We start from the raw sequence: 20,072 nt of genomic DNA on the forward strand, positions 1-20,072 counted from the left end.
TTTTCTGGTAAACTATTAACTTGAGCTTTATATTGTTTGGCACCTTCTTCAGTTAATGAAGACATAACAACTGTATAACCAGCAGCTTCTGGATCTTTACTATTATTATTTGGTCCTGTAGCTGAGTTAGCATAGTCTCCAGCACCTGTTTCAAACCAAACTTGTCCTGAAACTGAATTTTTTGCTTTTAAATCTACTGCTGGACTACTCAATGGACCTTGTTCATCATGGATCCATTCAGATTTGTCATTAGTCATGTAATCATTACCTGACTTAATTCCCATAAATATACCCGTACGTTGCATATTTGAACCAATTAATGGAAATTGACCTAAATTAGAATTAGTAATAGAGTCTACATATCTTCCAGGATAAAATCCGCCAGCTTGACGTATCATTGTCGCTGTAATACCATCATCAATTTCAAAATCTTCAATCCATAAGCGATATAGTTGCTTACTAGTCGCGTTATATTTATGCTCTTTTCCATTTGCGTCAGTCCAAGCCTCTCTTAAGTCAAATGCATATGCACCTGGACCTACTTGAGAACCATCTGAAGATCTTAATTTGTTAGATGTTGTAGCCATATATGTTGGTGATACAGCTCCATCTTTATCGATCCATTGTAAGTATACTTTCGTACCTTCAGGAACTGCTGTTAGTCCATTAGACATTGTTGAAGGCGTTCCTTTATCAACAATCCAAGCTCTTCCTGATAGAGTATTTGCAGCGTTAGTTGCGTCAGTTTGCGATTTGATATATCCATTCTTAATCGCATCTGCTTCGATTACTTTTGATTTATCTGTTACTGCTAATGTATTGATTAATTCATTTGAAGCAATATTTAAAGATTCTTCATCTTTTGGTGATGCCGCTCTTAATGCAGTTGCTAATGGTTTATTGTTTTTCTGCTTGTTTGCTAACGCTTTGATCAATTCATATTGTAATTCTTGTTCACTTAAATTTTTAGTATCTAAATTTAAATTACTGATTACTTCACGAGCTTGTTTATCAGAAACGTTGGCAGCTTTTTTATAATATGTAGCAGCTGTTTCTTCATCACGAACTTGTGAGATTGAATAATCGTCGTTTTTATTTGCAGTATTAGATTCTTCTGTTGATTTAGCTGATTGCGCTTTTTCTGTTGCTACTTTATTTGTAGTTTTTGGTGTTGACTCAGTTTCTGGTGCTTTCTCTTCTGTACTTACTTTTTCTGTTGTATCAGCTTCTGGTGCTTTCTCTTCTGTACTTACTTCTTCTGTTTTGTCAGTTTCTGGCGCTTTTTCTTCTGTACTTGCTTCTTCTGTTGACTCAGCTTCTGGTGCTTTCTCTTCTGTGCTTGCTTCTTCTGTTGTATCAGCTTCCGGTGCTTTCTCTTCTGTGCTTGCTTCTTCTGTTGTGTTAGCTTCCGGTGCTTTCTCTTCTGTACTTGCTTCTTCTGTTGTCTCAGCTTCTGGCGCTTTTTCTTCTGTGCTCGCTTCTTCTGTTGTCTCAGCTTCTGGTGCTGTTTCTTCTGTGCTCGCTTCTTCTGTTGAGGCAGATTCTTGAACAGAATCATCTATGTTTGCTTTATCCTTATTCACACCATCATCTTGTACAGTTGAATGACTCGCTTGTTCATCCGCTTTAGCTTCACTACCTATACCGAAAAGTAAAGCTGAACCAACTAAGATTGAAGCCGTACCAATCGTGAATTTTCTAATAGAATAATGATTTAATCTATTAGGTAAAAAATCTAATTTTTTAACTCTTTTTCTTTTCTTTTGTTCCATTTATATACCTCCAGAATTTTTTGGATATTCGATAAGTATTTCGAACATCAAGCACTTATCATGTAAAATTATACTAGCGCACTTTAAATTGTACAACATTTATTTTAAAAAGTTATTATTTACATTTATATTTTGTATAATACAACGTTTTAATTTTAAGAATATCTAAAATCTATTTTATTTTTAATATCGGTAATTATTTTTCCGACAAATTTCAAATACCAATTTACTGGCATAAAAAAGACCCTGTCATTATGTATGACAAGGTCTGATTGTATTATTTAAGTTCTTCACCGTTTGTATCGATGACATTTTTATACCAATAGAATGAGTTCTTCTTAGTACGTTTTAGCCCACATCTTAAATGTTTAATTTATTTATCTTCATTTCTACGGCGACCAAATAAGAATAATGAACCAATACCAGCGAATAAACTACCTATTAATGTTGTATTATTTAGAGTTTGCTCTCCTGTAACTGGTAAATCTTTTTCTTTATTTAACTTATTAGAATCATTTATAGCAGCAGCTTTAGCAACACCTGATCCACTACTAGTGCTTGAATCATTTGAACCCATACCCATATCTGAATCACTATCTGAATCTGAATTGCTGTCTGAGTTTGAGTCGATGTCTGAATTTGAACTCATATCAGAGTCTGAGTCGCTGTCAGAATTTGAATTCATATCAGAGTCTGAGTCGCTATCAGTGTTTGAATTGCTGTCTGAATTTGAATTCATGTCAGAGTCTGAGTTGCTATCTGAAGATGAGTTGCTATCTGAGTTTGAATCGCTGTCTGAATTTGAATTCATGTCAGAGTCTGAGTCACTATCTGAGTTTGAGTTGCTATCTATATCAGAATTGCTATCTGAATCAGAATTGCTATCTGAATTTGAATCATTATCAGAATTTGAATTCATATCAGAGTCTGAGTCGCTATCTGAGTTTGAATTGCTGTCTGAATTTGAACTCATATCAGAGTCTGAGTCGCTATCTGAGTTTGAATTGCTATCTGAATTTGAATTCGTGTCAGAGTCTGAGTTGCTATCTGAGTTTGAATTGCTATCTGAATTTGAATCGCTGTCTGAGTCTGAATTGCTGTCAGAGTTTGAGTCACTGTCTGAATTTGAGTTCATATCAGAGTCTGAGTCGCTATCTGAAGATGAGTCGCTATCTGAAGATGAGTTGCTATCTGAGTTTGAGTCACTATCTGAGCTTGAATCGCTATCTGAATTTGAGCTACTATCTGAGTCTGAGTTGCTATCTGTATCAGAGTCGCTATCTGAGTTTGAATCGCTGTCTGAATTTGAGTCACTATCTAAATCAGAGTTGCTGTCTGAGTTTGAATCATTATCTGAGTTTGAATCGCTGTCTGAATTTGAGTTCATGTCAGAGTCTGAGTTGCTATCTGTATCAGAATCACTATCAGAGCTTGAATCGCTGTCTGAATCTGAATTGCTAACTGAGTCTGAATTGCTATCTGAATTTGAATTCATGTCAGAGTCTGAGTCACTAACTGAGTCTGAGTTGCTATCTGAAGATGAGTTGCTATCTGAGTTTGAATTGTTAACTGAGTCTGAGTTGCTATCTGAGTTTGAGTCACTATCTGAATTTGAATTCATGTCAGAGTCTGAGTTGCTGTCTAAGTCTGAACTGCTATCTGAATCTGAATTCATATCAGAGTTTGAGTCGCTATCTGTGTTTGAATTGCTGTCAGAGTTTGAGTTCATATCAGAGTTTGAGTCACTATCTGAATTTGAATCGCTATCTGAATTTGAAATCATGTCAGAGTCTGAGTTGCTGTCAGTGTTTGAGTTGCTATCTGAGTTTGAGTTCATGTCTGAGTTGCTATCTGGGTTTGATTCACTATCTGATTCTGAATTGCTGTCTGAGTTTGAATCGCTATCTGAATTTGAATTCATATCAGAGTTTGAGTCACTGTCTGAATTTGAGTTCATATCAGAGTCTGAGTCACTATCTGAATTTGAATCGCTGTCAGAGTCTGAGTCGCTATCTGAGTTTGAATTGCTGTCAGAGCTTGAATTGCTGTCTGAATTTGAATCGCTATCTGAATTTGAATTCATATCAGAGTCTGAGTCGCTATCAGTGTTTGAATTGCTATCTGAATTTGAATCCCTGTCTGTATCAGAATCACTCTCTGAGTCTGAGTTGCTGTCAGTGTTTGAATCGCTATCTGAATCTGAATTTGAATTCATGTCAGAGTCTGAATCACTATCTGAGTTTGAATTACTGTCAGAGTCTGAGTCTGAATTGCTATCTGAATCAGAGTTGTTATCTGAGTTTGAATCGCTGTCTGTATCAGAGTTGCTATCTGAATCGATAATATCTTCGTCAGGTAATATAACCTCTGATACTACTCCAATATCCGCGTGATCTTCATTTACAGGAGCATAATAAGTAACAGCAGGATTTGCACGTAAGTTAAATATTTTTACATAATCAAATATTCCTGTTGATATATCTGGACCAATCGTATCCCAACTTCCAGTATTACGCGTTACCGCAATACCAGGTTGAGTATACAAGCCGTGTTCATCAAAATCTCCTGGTCTTATTAATTCTGGATGTTCTATAAACTGGTATGAAGATCCTTCACCATAGTTCTTTGAATTACCAATTGTATTCGGCCTATAATCATCCATAGATTGAGCACCATTCTCATAGCTTAAGAGAACAGCTGGTTCAAATTTTCCTCTCCACGCTAGCCTTGCATCTAAAGGTAAATATTTTGTTTTTTCAAATTGTTCTTTTGAAATATCAAATTCAACTTTGATACCAACTGGGCCAAAAACAATCGTATTAACACTAAATTGACGAACTAAATCATTAAATGTTGAACCACCTGTATAATAATACGTATCTTCACCATCTTCTTTTTCTATTTTTTTCTCAACAACTGAAAGAGGGATATTACCACTTTCTTTAAATTCTAAGTATTCTTCATACGTTGGAATATTATTATATCTCTCTTGATTCTCATCATATTCATCGAAGCTCATTATTCCTAATTCTAAATCAACATTATGAGGTTTATAACTTTCTTTCTCCCTTGTACCAATCAAAGTGAATTTTACATTTTCAGCAAATTTTGGAATTGTAATATTAAATGTACTAGCAGTTTGAATATGATCACTTGATTGAACTGGATTTAAGGAAACTATATAGTCATATATAACTCTCCCGTTTTTCTGTACTCTAGCAACACCTGGAGTTACATTGACTCCCCCTCCTCCAATTACCTTTATATTATCTGATAATACATAATTATCTGTCGCACTATAATTACTAATATAACTAACTGGTTCTGCTGCCACTCTTAATACTGGTTCTGCTACATCCTTACCTTCTGCTTCAGTTGACTCTGCTGTTTCACTCGTTTCTGGTTCTGTAGCCTCTGCTCTTTCTGGCTCTGTTGCTTCACTTGCTCCTGATTCCGTAACTTCTGCTCTTTCTGGCTCTGCTGCTTCACTTGCTTCTGGTTCTGTAACTTCTACTCTTTCTGGCTCTGCTACTTCACTTGCTCCTGATTCTGTAACTTCTGCTCTTTCTGGCTCTGCTACTTCACTTGTTTCTGAATTTTTCGGTTCCGTTACAACCTTATTTGTTTCTTCTGATAGAGACTCATTAACTTCACTGCTTATATCATTTCCATTTTCTGCTGCATAAACAGAATTGCTCACACCGAAGAATAAAAGTGTAGTTAATAAAGCTGATCCAGTTCCAAAAGATAATTTTCTAATTCCAAAAACTTGTTTCCTTTTTACATATTGCTTATTATTCATAAGTAAAACCCTTTCTTATTTTATACAAATTAACCTTCTAACTTTCCCGTGTTATACAATAGTGATTTTATTCTACCTCCTTATTTTCAAATTGTTTTTTCGAATGAATTCATAAATAAACAAATATACTAACTTACTAAAGTTATTGAAAAGTGAATATGCAATATATGTTCTATAGATGCACTTCTACTAATATATTTAATGCTTTTATAGACGTTGAATGTATAACATAGTAATAAAATAATCGTCTAAAAATTACTTTTCTAAAAAAATGTATATTTTTATAGGCTAAAAATATCTTATATACATAAAAATATCCTATTAACTTGTAAAATGATTATCAACAAATTGTTTATATTAAGTTTTTATTTACTTATGTTTTTATTCCTGTAAATTCTATATCATTAAATATTCATTATAATTATGATATAATCATTTAAAAATATTTTATCCTTACTGTTTTTATCTGATTTAAAAGAGGAGGGATTCTGAATGATTCCAAAATTCTATTATTTAGATAATCCTATGAAATACCCAAGTCGTGCTTATGATGGTTTAATCTTAGTAATATCTTTGAAGGGAAATGTAGAAATCTATATTGAGGGAAATAGTTATAATCGCAAAAATTTATATATTATAAATGAATCAGAATTGTATTATATTAATACTAATGATGTTTTGTTGTTATATTTACCTAGCTCAATTTTTAAAGAATATAATATAAATATATTTAACCAAAAGTATTCTTTATTAGAACGCGAAGAATTGATGTACGATTTATCAATTCTATTCAAAAGCTATCTAAGTAGAAATTTCCATAAAACTGAAACTACTAGACTAATTAAAAAAATTATAAATTCCATTACAAAATATAGAAGAAATATTAATTCTAATGCTAACGACACTTTTTCAAATATCACTAATTACATTACTAATCATTTAACTGATAAAATTACGCTTAAAGATTTATCTCAACAATTTTATATGTCTACAACTAGTGTTTCTACATTATTTAAGAGCAACACTAATTTAAATTATTATGAATACACTAGATCACTCAGACTTTCAAAATCTATGAAAGATATTGGAAACGGAAAAGTAAAAATCGAAAGCATTGCAAGAAAATGGGGGTATGCAAATACAACTGTTTACATAAAACATTTTAAAGAAGAATTTGGTATTACACCTAAAAAGTACAGACATATGCCTATTGAAAATAAGAAATTAAATATAGAAGGTATTAAAGAGGATTTAGCTACATTATCTAAAGTAAACTTTGATTTCCAAAAACATTTAAGTAATGTTGATATATTAATTAATGACAAAAATATTACTCAACCTGCATTTTCATTTTTTAATTTGATAGATATTGGGGAATACAATAATTTAGACCTAATTATCAATGAAGCAATCTTTACTTATAAAAATTTTAACAATTATCGACTTCCTTCATACATATATATAAGTGAAAATATAGAAAATTTTATTAACAATGATTTCCACAATATAGTATCAAGACTTAGAAAATTATTAAAAACGAAATTTTCTGTCGCTTTAAAAATTAATAGTTTAAAGTACTTTTATTTCATTTTGAAAGTGATAAAAGAATTACAAATATTAGAAGATGAACATTTGAGTACCTTCTCATTTAGCGATAGAAAAATTCTATTATTATTAGATTTAAAATATTTTTCTATTGATGATATTAAACATATTAAAAGAGATTCATACGGTAAAAGTATTCAAATTTCAATTGATATTACGGAATACTACATTAAAAATTTGGAGGTAGATTCAAGGTTGCTTCAATTGTCTCCAGATTATTTTACAATTGATTTTTTATTTTATGATGGTAAAAGAACAAAAAAACAAAATGATACTTACAATATTCTGAATAAGTCTTTACCAAAATATATTTCTAAAATTAATGCGAATAAAAATGTAATTATATTAAATTATGATAATTTATATAATGAACTCTCCATATATAATATAGGGTATTTTTTAGAAAACTCAATTTCAATTGTTAAATATATTGCTGGGGCAAGCATTCCTTTTTCAAAAGAAAAAAGTAGTATGAATCTAATATCTATTTTTGATGAAACAGAAAACAAAACACCATTTTTCTTTCTTGGTTTGATGTTATATAATTTTTCAAAAGCTAATTGTTATTATGGAGACGGATATTTAATAACTAAAAACATGTACGGTTACAATATACTTTTATACAATAGCGATGACTCAGACACTAACAATATAAGAGAATTCACTAAAAAATACTTTATTGATTTTGGTCATATTAACTCATCAAATATGATTATTACTAGCGAATTATTAAATACTAAATTTGGCAGTATAGATGGTATAATAAGTTCCAACCTCACAGAAAGAAATTGCCTTCCAAATACTTTAAAATATAAAATTAGTCAGTACAATGCTCCACTATTTAAAGTACGCAAACACAACTTTAAATTGGGACCATTTATAGCAAATGTTCCACCAAAATCGGTAATGATGATTACTATATATCATTAATATTTCTATTAGAGGAATTTACATAACCCCCTTTATTTAATGAAAAGGAATAATTTTTTAATACATTAACAAAAACAAAATAACATCTCATTTTTAACGATTAAATCATTAAAATGAGATGTTATTTTCTTTAGGTTAGGAATCATTCCTAATCTTACAAATTGTTTAATTAGTTGTATTATTTAAGTTCTTCACCGTTTGTATCGATGACATTTTTATACCAATAGAATGAGTTCTTCTTAGTACGTTTTAATGTTCCTTTTCCTGCATTATCACGATCTACGTGAATTAAACCATATCGTTTTTTCATTTCACCTGTTGTAAATGATACGATATCAATTATACCCCAAGGTGTGTATCCCATTAGTTCAACACCGTCTTCATCAACCGCTTCTATAGACGCTTGAATATGTTCTCTCAAGTAATCGATTCTTTCTTGGTCATCTATTGTACCGTCTTCTTTAAATTCATCTGTTGTACCGAAGCCATTTTCAACGATAAATAATGGTAACTGATAGCGATTGTACAACGCATTTAAAGTATATCTTAAACCAACTGGATCTATTGCCCAACCCCACTGACTGACTTTAATGTATGGATTCTCTACTGAATTTGGTAATCCACCATTCACAACATTACCATCAACACTTTGTTCTGCATCATGTTTAACGACTGTAGACATATAATAACTGAAACCGATATAATCTACCGTACCATTTTTTAAGATTTCATCGTCGCCTTCTTGCCACTTAATATCGTAACCTTTTTTCTCAAACATTTTTAATGCATAACCTGGGTAATATCCTCTTACTTGAACATCTGGGAAGAAATATCTCAAACGACTTGCAATTTCCGCTTCTAAAATATCTTTAGGGTTACATGAATATGGATAAATAGGTACGTGAGAAATCATGTTCCCAATAACAAAGTTTGGATTAATTTCTTTACCTTTTGATACAGCAAGTGCACTTGCGATTAATTCATTATGCGCAACTTGATATAGTACTTCTTCAGCATCATCTTCTTCTGTTAAAGTGACACCTGAATTCGTCCATAAGAAAATAGGATTACTTGTATCCATTTGGTTATTAATCTCGTTAAATGTCATCCAATATTTCACTTTATCTTTATAACGATTGAAGACAGTTTCAGCAAAACGCACGAAAAAGTCTACAACTTTACGATTTCTAAAACCACCATATTCTCTTGCTAAGTGTAATGGCATTTCAAAATGAGATAACGTTAATACCGGTTCAATGTTATATTTTAAAAGCTCATCAATAACATTATCATAGAACTTTAGACCTTCTTCATTAGGCTCAGTTTCATCACCATTTGGAAAAATACGTGTCCATGCGATAGATGTTCTTAAACATTTTAATCCCATTTCATTGAACAAACCAATATCTTCTTTATATCTATTATAAAAATCAATACCTTCATGGTTAGGATAGTATTTGTCAGCTTCAACCTTTTCAGTAATTTCACGTGCTTTACCATGCTCACCAGCAGTCATCACATCGTGAACACTTAACCCTTTACCACCTTGATCATATCCACCTTCAAATTGATTAGCAGCTAAAGCGCCACCCCATAAAAAGTCTTTGTTTAATTTAGCCATTTGATTACCTCCGCATATTTTGTATACACTTACATTATAATTATACCGATACAATTTGTAAAGATAGGTATATATTTAGTTGGTGTTATTAATTTAACTAGTGCTATAATATGAGTAATATCTATCATAAAGTGGGGATTAATATGCTTAAGTACGAGCTTATTGCTGAACGTATTGAGTCGCTTATCAATAATGGGCATTATGAAGCTGGGGATAAATTACCGAGTGTTGAAGTTTTAAGAAATGAATTTAACGTGAGCAAGAGTACGATTATCAACGCTCTCAAAAATCTAGAAAAAACAGGTTTAATCTATCAAGCTAGAGGCAGTGGTATCTATGTAAGAAATCCGAAAAGAGATGGATTTGTTAACTTATTTACTGCTGATGGATTTTCAGATGAATTTAAAGGACACGATGTAACGAGTAAAATCTTAAAAGTCTCGGAGATTCAACCTGAAGATGAAGTAAAACAACAATTAAAGTTAAAAGATAACGATACTGTATACCTTGTCGATCGTGTTAGATATCTTGATGGAGAAGTATTCTGTATTGAAACTTCTTATTTTAGTAAGAATGTTGTCTTATACATGAATGAAGAAATTGCCAATGGTTCAATCTTTCATTACATTGAAAATAACTTAAAAGTTAAAGTAGGATTCACTGATATATATTTCAATATTGGTAAACTAAATAAAGAAGATGCGACACACTTGGAATTAAATGAAGGTGATCCATCGTTAGAATATGAACAAATATTCTACACAAGTACAGGTATTCCTTTCGACTACTCTAAAATCATATTCCATTATGAAAATTCTAGATTCTATATACCTTCAATTAAATAATAGAACGGGACAGTCATCATGTACGATGGCTGTCCCGTTTTATTATGCCATTTCTGTTGGATTAATGGCTTGTATAAATTTAAATGTATTGTTTTCAAATTCAAATTCGAGTATGCAACAATTGGAGAATTTCACTTCTTTAACTTGTTCAAATGATAACCATAGTTGTAAAAACATATATAATGCACCGCCATGGCTTACTGCTAATATTGTATTGGCTTCGTCTGTATTCATAATTTCTGTTAAAGTTTCATTCATTCTACTTTGTAGTTCTTCACTAGACTCACCGCCATAATCAACAAAGAAGTCTCCATAAGAAGTTTCACCTGGCTTATGTGGAGGATTTAAAGTTTCACTTTCAGCTTCATAAAGTCCAAAGTTCCATTCTTTTAATCCTTTTAATCTTACATATGGTCTTTCTGGACATATAATTTCAAGTGTATCACTCGCACGTTCTTGTGTAGATGCGTATAACGACTCAAATGTTATATTCGATTCATCGAAATACTTTTTTGCCATACGCGCTTGTTCAATACCTAATTGTGTTAATGGTGAATCAGATGCACCTTGAATTTTTTTCTTCTCATTAAATAATGTTTGTCCATGTCTCATTAAGTATAATTTCTTACTCAAAATCCATCATCCCTCTTATCAAATTATCATTCATTACATTTATCCTACCATTATTAAAACTTAAGTGTAAAATAACATTTATTTTCATGAGCATTCCTATTGCTTTGCTAAAGAATTTAAGTATAATAATTATAGTTAGTTTAATTTTTATCACAGAGGAGAAATATTATTATGTCACAAGTATTATTTATTACAGCTCATCCACATGATGAAACTGTTTCTTTTTCAATGGCAACAGCTAAATCATTTATCGAAAGTTATAAAGCTTCAAACCCTAATGATGAAGTCGTTCATATCGATTTATACAATTCATACATTCCACAAATTGATGCAGATGTATTCGCTGGTTGGGGTAAATTACAATCAGGACAAGGCTTCGAAGAACTTTCAGAAGGTGAACAAGGTAAAGTACGTCGCTTAAACGAATTAAGTGATCAATTTGTTAATGCAGACAAATATGTATTCGTTACACCATTCTGGAACTTCTCATTCCCACCAGTTATGAAAGCATACTTAGATTCAGTATCAGTAGCTGGCAAAACATTCAAATATACATCTGAAGGTCCAGTTGGTTTATTACCAGATAAAAAAGCATTACACATTCAAGCACGTGGTGGATACTATAGTGAAGGACCAGCAGCTGACTTAGAAATGGGCCACCGTTACATCGGACAAATGATGAACTTCTACGGAATTACTGACTTTGACGGTTTAATTGTTGAAGGTCATAATGCTAACCCAGAAAAAGCAGAAGAAATCAAAGCAGACGCAATCGAGCGTGCAAAAGCATTAGGACAAACATTCTAATTTAATATTGTAATATTGAACCTGAGTCATCGTGCGATGACTCAGGTTTTCATTTATCGGCCTGATAACCTCATTTTCGGGTCGATATTTTTATTTATCGGCCTGATAACCTCGTTTTCGGGTCGATAAATTTTTTTATCGGCCTGGTAATCCTGTTTTCGGGTCGATAAATTTTTTTATCGGCCTGGTAATCCTGTTTTCGGGTCGATAATTTTATTTATCGGCCTGCAAATCCCGTTTTCGGGTCGATAAATTTTTTATCGGCCTGGTAATCTCGTTTTCGGGTCGATAATTTTATTTATCGGTCCGTATTTCTCGTTTCTGGACCGATAATTATTTTTATCGGTCCATATTTCTCATTTCTGGACCGGTAATTATTTTTATCGGTCCATATTTCTCGTTTCTGGACCGGTAATTATTTTTATCGGTCCGTATTTCTCGTTTCTGGACCGATAATTTTTCATATCGGTCCAGAAACTCACACATCCTCCCCAAATTTCCTTCTAATCCTAAAATATATTACATTTTATTCAAAAGTTTCGTTTATACTATATTTATTAAGGACTATTTTATGATTGGAGGCTTTTTCATAATGAAAGAGATTGTAATTTTAACGGTGAGTGATATTCATGGCTATATCTTCCCTACTGATTATCAAGAGGCTCATCAAGACTTACCTAAGGGGTTACTTAAAATTAATCAAATGATTCAAGATATCAAGCAAACTCATGAACATGTCATCGTAATGGACAATGGGGATTTTCTACAAGGTTCACCACTATGTTCATATTTGGCTTCGGAAGCTAAATCAAGTAAGCCTTTAACTGATCTATACAACCAGATTGATTTTGACTTCGGTGTTATTGGAAATCATGAATTTAACTACGGCTTACCTTACCTTTATGACGCGATTAAATCTTTAAACTACCCCGTGCTATCGGCAAATATTTTTAAAGAGCATCAACCTTTCACTGGTAATGATGTCATTTATTTAGAAAAAGATAAAACGACTTTCGGTATTATCGGCTTAACGACTCAATATATACCACATTGGGAGAAACCCGATACAATAGCTGAATTAAGTTTTCAATCTGCTGTTGAAACTGCGAAAGAACTGATACCAGAAGTGAGACGTAACGCGGACATTGTTGTCGTGTGCTATCACGGAGGATTTGAGCGTGATTTACATACTGGTGAAGAAACTGAATTACTGACTGGTGAAAATGAAGGTTATGATTTACTAACAGAATTAGAAGGTGTTGATGTATTGATAACCGGTCATCAGCATAGAGAAATTGCAGAAGTCATTAACCAAACAGCAGTCATTCAACCCGGTGGTAAAGGAGATTGTCTCGGTAAGATCACATTGAAAATTGATGAAGAAACAAACAAAGTGTTATCAGCAGATTCAGAATTACTATTTGTTAAAGACTATCAACCACAAATTTCAATTCCAGAAAATCTTACAAATTTAGAAAAAGAAATTAATGACTGGTTAGATACTGAAATCTCACAACAATCTCAAACGATGTATGTCGACGATCATTTTAAAGCAAGAATTGAGCCACACCTACTGATTAACTTTATTAATTATGCGCAAATGAAGCTTAGTGGAGCTGACATATCCGCTTCAGCCTTATTTGATAGTGGCGTTGGATTTGGACAAACTATTACGATGCGTGACGTTATAAATAATTACCCATTCCCTAATACTTTCTATGTATTAGATATTACCGGTAAAGATTTATTACTAGCCTTAGAAAGAACCGCTTCATACTTCGATATTGAACAAGGTGAACTTGTCGTGAATAAAGCTTTCATTGAACCTAAACCACAACATTATAACTATGATATGTACGCGGGTATTTCATATACATTCAATATTCAAAAACCTATTGGCAATCGTGTAGAAAATGTTTTATTTAAAGGCAAACCTATAGAATTAGACGCACATTATTCTATCGTTCTTAATAATTATAGAGCAGTTGGTGGCGGTGATTTTAACATGTATAGTGCTGATAAAATCATCAAAGATATTCAAGTTGAAGGTGCTGAAATGCTGATTGATTTCTTAGGACAACACAGTATAGAAGACGTGCCAGAAGTAATGAATTTTGAAGTTAAATATTAACTAAACCATAGAAATATGATGCATCAGACAAATCTTTAATATCCTTACAATCATTTAACAAAATTTTCTATTTTTATGTAAAAAAGCATAAGATTTTGTGGTAATATTTTTATGTAAATGGAGTCCATACAAATTATGGCATTAAATAGAAAATATATGCATATTCATATTGTAATTTTACATAATCGAAGGGTATAATTAAATTTGTATCGAGATTTTATTTATTTGTAGTGATAATACATATTTGGAGGTTTAATTAATGGACATGAAAAAAAGTTTTAGTTTTGTAACCATACTTTTGTTGGGGGCAATGATTTTACTAGCTGCATGTGGCAACGGGAAATCAAGTATTGATTCAAAATCGTCAAGTGATGGGGATAGCAAAGGGGACAGCTATAAACCTAAAGAACTTACTATTCAATTCGTTCCATCTCAAAATGCTGACACATTAGAAGCAAAAGCAAAACCGTTAGAAAAATTATTATCAAAAGAATTAGATATTCCAGTAAAAGTTTCAGTTTCTACAAATTACAACACAATCGTTGAAGCAATGAAATCTAAAAAAGTAGACGTTGGTTTCTTACCACCTACTGCTTACACATTAGCACACGATCAAAAAGCTGCTGATGTATTACTACAAGCACAACGTTATGGCGTTAACAAAGACGGATCTAATAATGACAAACTCGTTAAAAGTTATAAATCACAATTTGTTGTTAAAAAAGATTCTGGCATTAAATCTTTAAAAGACATGAAAGGTAAAAAAATTGCCTTACAAGATGTTACATCAACTGCAGGATACACTTATCCAGTAGCTGAATTATTAAAAGAAGGCATCAATCCAATTAACGACATGAAAATTACAAATGTTAAAGGACATGACCAAGCTATTATTGCATTATTAAATGGTGATGTTGATGTAGCTGTAACATTCCAAGATGCTCGTAACATTGTTAAGAAAGACCAACCAAACGTCTTCAAAGATACTGAAATCGTAGAATTAACTGAAGATATTCCAAACGATACAATTTCAGTAAGAAGCGATATGGATGACAAATTTAGAGATAAACTTAAAAAAGCTTTTAAAGATATCGCAAAAACTAAAGAAGGCCACAAAATTGTAAGTGAAGTTTATAGTCATGAAGGCTATGTTGATAGCAAAGACTCTGAATTCGATATCGTACGTGAATACGGTAAAAAAGTAAACGATAACGAAAAATAATGATGAGATTTAATATAAAAGCTCAGCTCCTATTATGAGCAGAGCTTTTATTTTTTAAGGGGGATACATATGAGTCAAATAGAATTTAAAAAAGTGAGCAAAATATATAAAAATGGTCACCAAGGCCTGAAAGATATCAATTTAAATATTGAAAAAGGCGACTTTGCAGTAATTGTAGGTTTATCAGGTGCTGGTAAATCTACCCTACTACGTTCAATCAATCGTTTACATGATATTACTGAAGGCGATATTTTAATTGATGGTAAATCCATCTCTAAAGCATCAGGTAAAGAATTATTGATGATGCGTCGCAATATAGGTATGATTTTCCAACATTTCAATTTAGTCAAACGATCATCTGTTATTAGAAACGTGTTGAGTGGTAGAGTCGGATACCACCCTACTTGGAAAATGGTACTCGGTTTATTTCCGAAAGAAGATAAGATAAAAGCACTAGAATCATTAGATAGAGTAAATATACTAGAAAAAGCATATAACCGTTCTGATGAATTATCTGGTGGTCAACAACAACGTATTTCTATTGCACGTGCTTTATGTCAAGAATCGTCTATCATCCTTGCAGACGAACCTGTCGCGTCATTAGACCCACTTACAACGAAACAAGTTATGGATGACTTAAAGCGTATTAATGAAGAATTAGGTATCACGATTATCATCAACCTGCATTTCGTAGATTTAGCAAAAGAATACGGTACTAGAATTATCGGGCTACGTGCTGGTGAATTAGTTTATGATGGACCTGCATCAGAAGCAACGGATGAAACATTTGCCGAAATTTATGGACGCCATATTAAAAATGACGAGAAGTTAGGGGTGCAGTAAATGGACTCTAACCAAGAACGCTTTGAACCTTACTTACGTCGTAAGACTTCTTTAAAAGTTGTTTTATCAATCATTATCGTCGCTATATTAGTCGTTTGGAGTTTCATGTTTACGAACTTTAGTATTGGTGATTTAATGTACGGTATTCCACAAATGGTCGAACTGTTCAAAAGTATGGTTCCACCAGATTTAAGTTATATTTCTAGTATCACTAAACCAATGTTAGATACTATTCGAATGGCAGTTGTAGGAACATTTATAGGTGGTCTCCTTTCAATTCCTATTTCAATCCTGTGTGCACGAAATGTTATTCGTTCAAGTTGGATTACTTATCCTTGTAGATTTATCTTAAATATTGTTAGAACAATCCCTGACTTATTACTTGCAGCAGTATTCGTTGCAATTTTTGGTATTGGTCAAATTCCAGGGGTACTCGCAATCATCATTTTATCTATTAGTATCATATGTAAATTGATGTATGAATCATTAGAAAGTATTGATGATGGTCCTTTAGAAGCTATGACTGCAGTTGGTGCAAATAAATTAAAATGGATTACATATGCGATAATCCCACAAGCTATTGCGCCATATATGTCTTATGTATTATACGCATTCGAAATTAACATAAGAGCAGCAGCAGTATTAGGTTTAGTTGGTGCTGGTGGTATTGGTCTGTATTATGATCAAACATTAGGTCTTTTCCAATATCCTAAGACATTAACAATCATACTTGTAACACTTGTTATTGTTGTAATCATTGACTTAGTAAGTACGAAAGTGAGGGAAAAATTAATATGACACAAACTCATTATCAGTTAAAGCCAGAAAGACAACGCAAATCCATTATTTCTCGATGGATTACAAGTATCATTCTTGTCGTATTATTAATTTGGGCTTTTGTAGGATTACCCGCTTTCGAAATCAAATCACAGTCAGGAACAATTATGAAATCTATTGTAGATGGATTATTTCATCCTGATTGGAATTATGTATATATTCCTGAAGGTGAAGACCTTCTAAGAGGTTTATTAGAAACATTTGCAATTGCTGTTATTAGTACATTTTTATCAGCCATTTTATTTATACCACTTGCATTTATTGCTGCTAAAAACATGGTTAAATTTAAACCTGTTTCTAGTATTAGTAAATTTATGTTGAGTGTTATAAGAGTGTTTCCTGAAATTGTTATGGCTATTATCTTCATTAAAGCTGTAGGTCCAGGTTCATTTTCAGGTGTACTTGCACTAGGTATTCATTCTATAGGTATGATGGGTAAATTGTTCGCTGAAGATCTAGAGAATCTAGATTTAAGCCCAACAGAATCACTCGTAGCAAGTGGCGCCAATTCGATTAAGACACTTATGTTTGCAGTAGTACCACAAATACTACCTTCATACATATCATTAGTATTATATCGATTTGAGTTAAACTTAAGATCCGCTTCAATACTCGGTTTAATCGGAGCTGGCGGTATCGGAACACCATTAATATTTGCTTTGCAAACTCGAACTTGGGATCGTGTAGGCATAATATTAATAGGTTTAGTCATAATGGTAGCAGTAGTTGATTTTATATCAGGTAGTATTAGAAAGAAACTCGTTTAATAAAGATGAAGCGACCACGGAAATTACGATTTCCGGGTCGCTATTTTATTTTATCGGCCTGCAAATACCGTTTCCGGGTCGCTATTTTTATTTATCGGCCTGGTAATCTCATTTTCGGGTCGCTATTTTTATTTATCGGTCCGTATTTCTCGTTTCTGGACCGGTAATATTTTTTATCGGTCCATATTTCTCGTTTCTGGACCGCTAATTTATTTTATCGGTCCATATTTCCCGTTTCTGGACCGCTAATTTATTTTATCGGTCCATATTTCTCGTTTCTGGACCGGTAATTATTTTTATCGGTCCATATTTCTCATTTCTGGACCGGTATTTATTTTTATCGGCCTGAAAATCCTATTTTCGGGTCGCTATTTTATTTTATCGGCCTGGAAATCCCAATCCTACCTTCTCACTTTCTGCCCACACCCACACTCCTACATCCACCCATCCCAAATATCATTATCTTTGTGACTTTTACATGGAAAGTATACAATTATATTTAAAGAATGATTCATTATTTATAAGGGGATGAACAAATGGATACTTCATTTAATACAACAAAAGAATTTGCCGAAGCTTTGGATAAAGCGGATGTGTTACATCATGTTCGTGATCGATTTTATATACAACCTAACGAAATTTACATGGATGGGAATTCTTTAGGTCTTGCTTCTAAAGATGCTGAGGCATCATTGCTCAATGCGTTAGAAGATTGGAAAAAAGAAGGTATCAAAATTTGGAATATTGAAGACAGCAAATACTATCATTATTCTAAGCACATTGCTTCAAACATGGCGCCATTAATTGGTGCGAGTCCTGAAGAAGTTGTAGTAGTTGGTAGCACGACATCCAATATACATCAAGCTATCAGTACTTTTTACGAACCGACTAAAGATAAATACAAAATATTAGTTGATGACTTAAACTTCCCTACTGACCGTTATGCAGTAGATAGTCAAGTGCGTCTAAAAGGATTAGATCCAAACGATGCAGTTAAAGTTGTTAAAAGTTCAGATGGTGTATTCATTGATGAAGATGCCATTATTGAAGCAATGACAGATGATGTTGCACTTATTCTATTACCTACCGTACTCTACCGAAGTGCCCAAGTATTAGACATGGCAAAAATAACAATGGCTGCGAAGGAACGTCAAATCTTCATTGGATGGGACTTATGTCATGCAATCGGCGCGATTGAAATTGACTTAACCCAAATTGATGCAGACTTTGCTGTATGGTGTACATATAAATATTTATCAGGTGGACCTGGTTCAACTGCTGGCTTATATATCAATAAGAAACACTTTAATCGCAGTCCTGGTACGGCCGGTTGGTTTGGGAATAAAGACGAAACACAATTCCAACTTAATCATACATTTGAACATCAACGAGATGCTTCAGGGTGGCAAGTTGGAACACCAAATATTCTATCTATGGCACCATTAGAAGGTGTACTTAATATTTTTAACGAAGTTGGTATGCATGCTATTAGAACGAAATCACTTCATATTACGTCATACTTAATGTATTTAATTGATGAAAAGTTAACTGACTATGGTTATTCAGTTGGGAACTTACGTGATGATTTTAAACGAGGTGGACATGTTTGTTTAGTGCATGATGAAGCATATAGAATCAGTTTAGCGTTGAAAGATAAAGGTGTGATTCCAGATTTTAGAGAACCGAATGTGATTCGATTAGCACCTATTGCTTTATATACATCATATGAAGAAGTCTATAAAGTCGTTGAGATTTTAGAAGAAATTGCACAAGATCATTTATACGAACAATATAGTACGAAACGTGGCCTGGTCGTATAATAAATTGCGTACTTAAGGAGTAGCTATATGTCCAAGAAACACGGAGAAATCATTCGATTTATACTTGTAGGTGGCATCAATACAGTTAATTATTACTGGATATATTTATTATTATTAAAAGTGTTCGACATTCAATATTTAGTGAGTCATATATCGAGTTTCATAATAAGCTTTATCATTTCATTTTATTTGAATTGTTATTTTGTTTATCGCGTTCAGCCTACCATCAAAAAATTCATTCAATTTCCTATTACACAAGTTGTAAATATGGGGCTACAAACATTATTATTATTTGTGTTTGTACAGTTACTTCATGTAAACGAAACTTTTGCACCATTTATCGGATTAATTTTTACAATTCCAATAACATTTATATTATCTAGATGGATTTTAGTAGATAAATAAAACGAAAAGCGCTTGTAACATAAACATGTTAC

Annotated in this window: 14 protein-coding genes; 10 read left to right on the forward strand and 4 right to left on the reverse strand. The window is 32.6% G+C overall.

From position 1 onward, the window contains the following. Both LQ677_RS08180 and LQ677_RS08185 read right to left on the reverse strand, forming a co-directional pair. On the reverse strand, nucleotides 1-1,772 hold a 1,772-nt coding region (locus LQ677_RS08180), incomplete at its 3' end, for a YSIRK-type signal peptide-containing protein (protein WP_239748270.1). Between the two features lie 373 nt (nucleotides 1,773-2,145). Then, a complete protein-coding gene (locus LQ677_RS08185; RefSeq protein ID WP_275583269.1) occupies nucleotides 2,146-5,574 on the reverse strand; it encodes an LPXTG cell wall anchor domain-containing protein in 3,429 nt (1,142 codons plus the stop codon). A gap of 492 nt (nucleotides 5,575-6,066) precedes the next feature. On the opposite strand from LQ677_RS08185, the gene LQ677_RS08190 reads away from it, so the two are divergent. Continuing rightward, nucleotides 6,067-8,109, forward strand: coding sequence for a helix-turn-helix transcriptional regulator (locus LQ677_RS08190; RefSeq protein ID WP_191836665.1), 2,043 nt, complete (start codon nucleotides 6,067-6,069; stop codon nucleotides 8,107-8,109). 178 nt (nucleotides 8,110-8,287) lie between these two features. Here the strand turns inward: LQ677_RS08190 and LQ677_RS08195 are convergent, their stop codons facing one another. Then, the gene (locus LQ677_RS08195) at nucleotides 8,288-9,730 is read right to left on the reverse strand and encodes a 6-phospho-beta-glucosidase (RefSeq protein ID WP_107576652.1); all 1,443 of its coding nucleotides are present in this window, start codon (nucleotides 9,728-9,730) and stop codon (nucleotides 8,288-8,290) included. Nucleotides 9,731-9,873: 143 nt separating this feature from the next. On the opposite strand from LQ677_RS08195, the gene LQ677_RS08200 reads away from it, so the two are divergent. After that, entirely contained in the window at nucleotides 9,874-10,575 is a 702-nt protein-coding gene (locus tag LQ677_RS08200) for a GntR family transcriptional regulator (protein ID WP_239748271.1), read from the forward strand. Between the two features lie 42 nt (nucleotides 10,576-10,617). Here LQ677_RS08200 and LQ677_RS08205 read toward each other — a convergent pair whose 3' ends face one another. After that, nucleotides 10,618-11,208: a histidine phosphatase family protein gene (locus LQ677_RS08205; RefSeq protein ID WP_239748272.1), complete on the reverse strand. Its 591-nt coding sequence runs from the start codon at nucleotides 11,206-11,208 to the stop codon at nucleotides 10,618-10,620. Nucleotides 11,209-11,379: 171 nt separating this feature from the next. On the opposite strand from LQ677_RS08205, the gene LQ677_RS08210 reads away from it, so the two are divergent. The 8 genes from LQ677_RS08210 to LQ677_RS08245 all read left to right on the forward strand — a co-directional run bounded on the left by LQ677_RS08210 (nucleotide 11,380) and on the right by LQ677_RS08245 (nucleotide 20,040). Continuing rightward, nucleotides 11,380-12,015, forward strand: a complete 636-nt coding sequence (locus LQ677_RS08210; RefSeq protein WP_239748273.1) for an FMN-dependent NADH-azoreductase — start codon at nucleotides 11,380-11,382, stop codon at nucleotides 12,013-12,015. Nucleotides 12,016-12,607: 592 nt separating this feature from the next. Then, nucleotides 12,608-14,146, forward strand: coding sequence for a bifunctional metallophosphatase/5'-nucleotidase (locus LQ677_RS08215; RefSeq protein WP_239748274.1), 1,539 nt, complete (start codon nucleotides 12,608-12,610; stop codon nucleotides 14,144-14,146). Nucleotides 14,147-14,411: 265 nt separating this feature from the next. Beyond that, the gene (locus LQ677_RS08220) at nucleotides 14,412-15,368 is read left to right on the forward strand and encodes a phosphate/phosphite/phosphonate ABC transporter substrate-binding protein (RefSeq protein WP_025906906.1); all 957 of its coding nucleotides are present in this window, start codon (nucleotides 14,412-14,414) and stop codon (nucleotides 15,366-15,368) included. Nucleotides 15,369-15,437: 69 nt separating this feature from the next. Beyond that, nucleotides 15,438-16,211: a phosphonate ABC transporter ATP-binding protein gene (phnC, locus tag LQ677_RS08225; protein ID WP_239748275.1), complete on the forward strand. Its 774-nt coding sequence runs from the start codon at nucleotides 15,438-15,440 to the stop codon at nucleotides 16,209-16,211. After that, nucleotides 16,212-17,009 carry a phosphonate ABC transporter, permease protein PhnE gene (gene phnE, locus LQ677_RS08230; RefSeq protein WP_025906908.1) on the forward strand — a complete coding sequence of 266 codons (798 nt, stop codon included), beginning with the start codon at nucleotides 16,212-16,214 and terminating at the stop codon, nucleotides 17,007-17,009. Beyond that, on the forward strand, nucleotides 17,006-17,815 hold the full coding sequence (phnE, locus tag LQ677_RS08235) for a phosphonate ABC transporter, permease protein PhnE (RefSeq protein ID WP_239748276.1): 810 nt from the start codon (nucleotides 17,006-17,008) through the stop codon (nucleotides 17,813-17,815). Before phnE (LQ677_RS08230) ends, phnE (LQ677_RS08235) begins: the two co-directional genes overlap by 4 nt. A gap of 536 nt (nucleotides 17,816-18,351) precedes the next feature. After that, nucleotides 18,352-19,635, forward strand: coding sequence for a kynureninase (kynU, locus tag LQ677_RS08240; RefSeq protein ID WP_126477012.1), 1,284 nt, complete (start codon nucleotides 18,352-18,354; stop codon nucleotides 19,633-19,635). A 27-nt stretch (nucleotides 19,636-19,662) separates the two neighbouring features. Further along, nucleotides 19,663-20,040 (forward strand): GtrA family protein, encoded by a 378-nt coding sequence (locus LQ677_RS08245; protein ID WP_037590237.1) that lies wholly within the window; start codon nucleotides 19,663-19,665, stop codon nucleotides 20,038-20,040. Nucleotides 20,041-20,072: the final 32 nt, after the last annotated feature.

Origin of the sequence: Mammaliicoccus sp. Q-M61 (assembly GCF_022386055.1) — a bacterium.
GTDB classification, from domain to species: Bacteria; Bacillota; Bacilli; order Staphylococcales; family Staphylococcaceae; genus Mammaliicoccus; species Mammaliicoccus sciuri_A.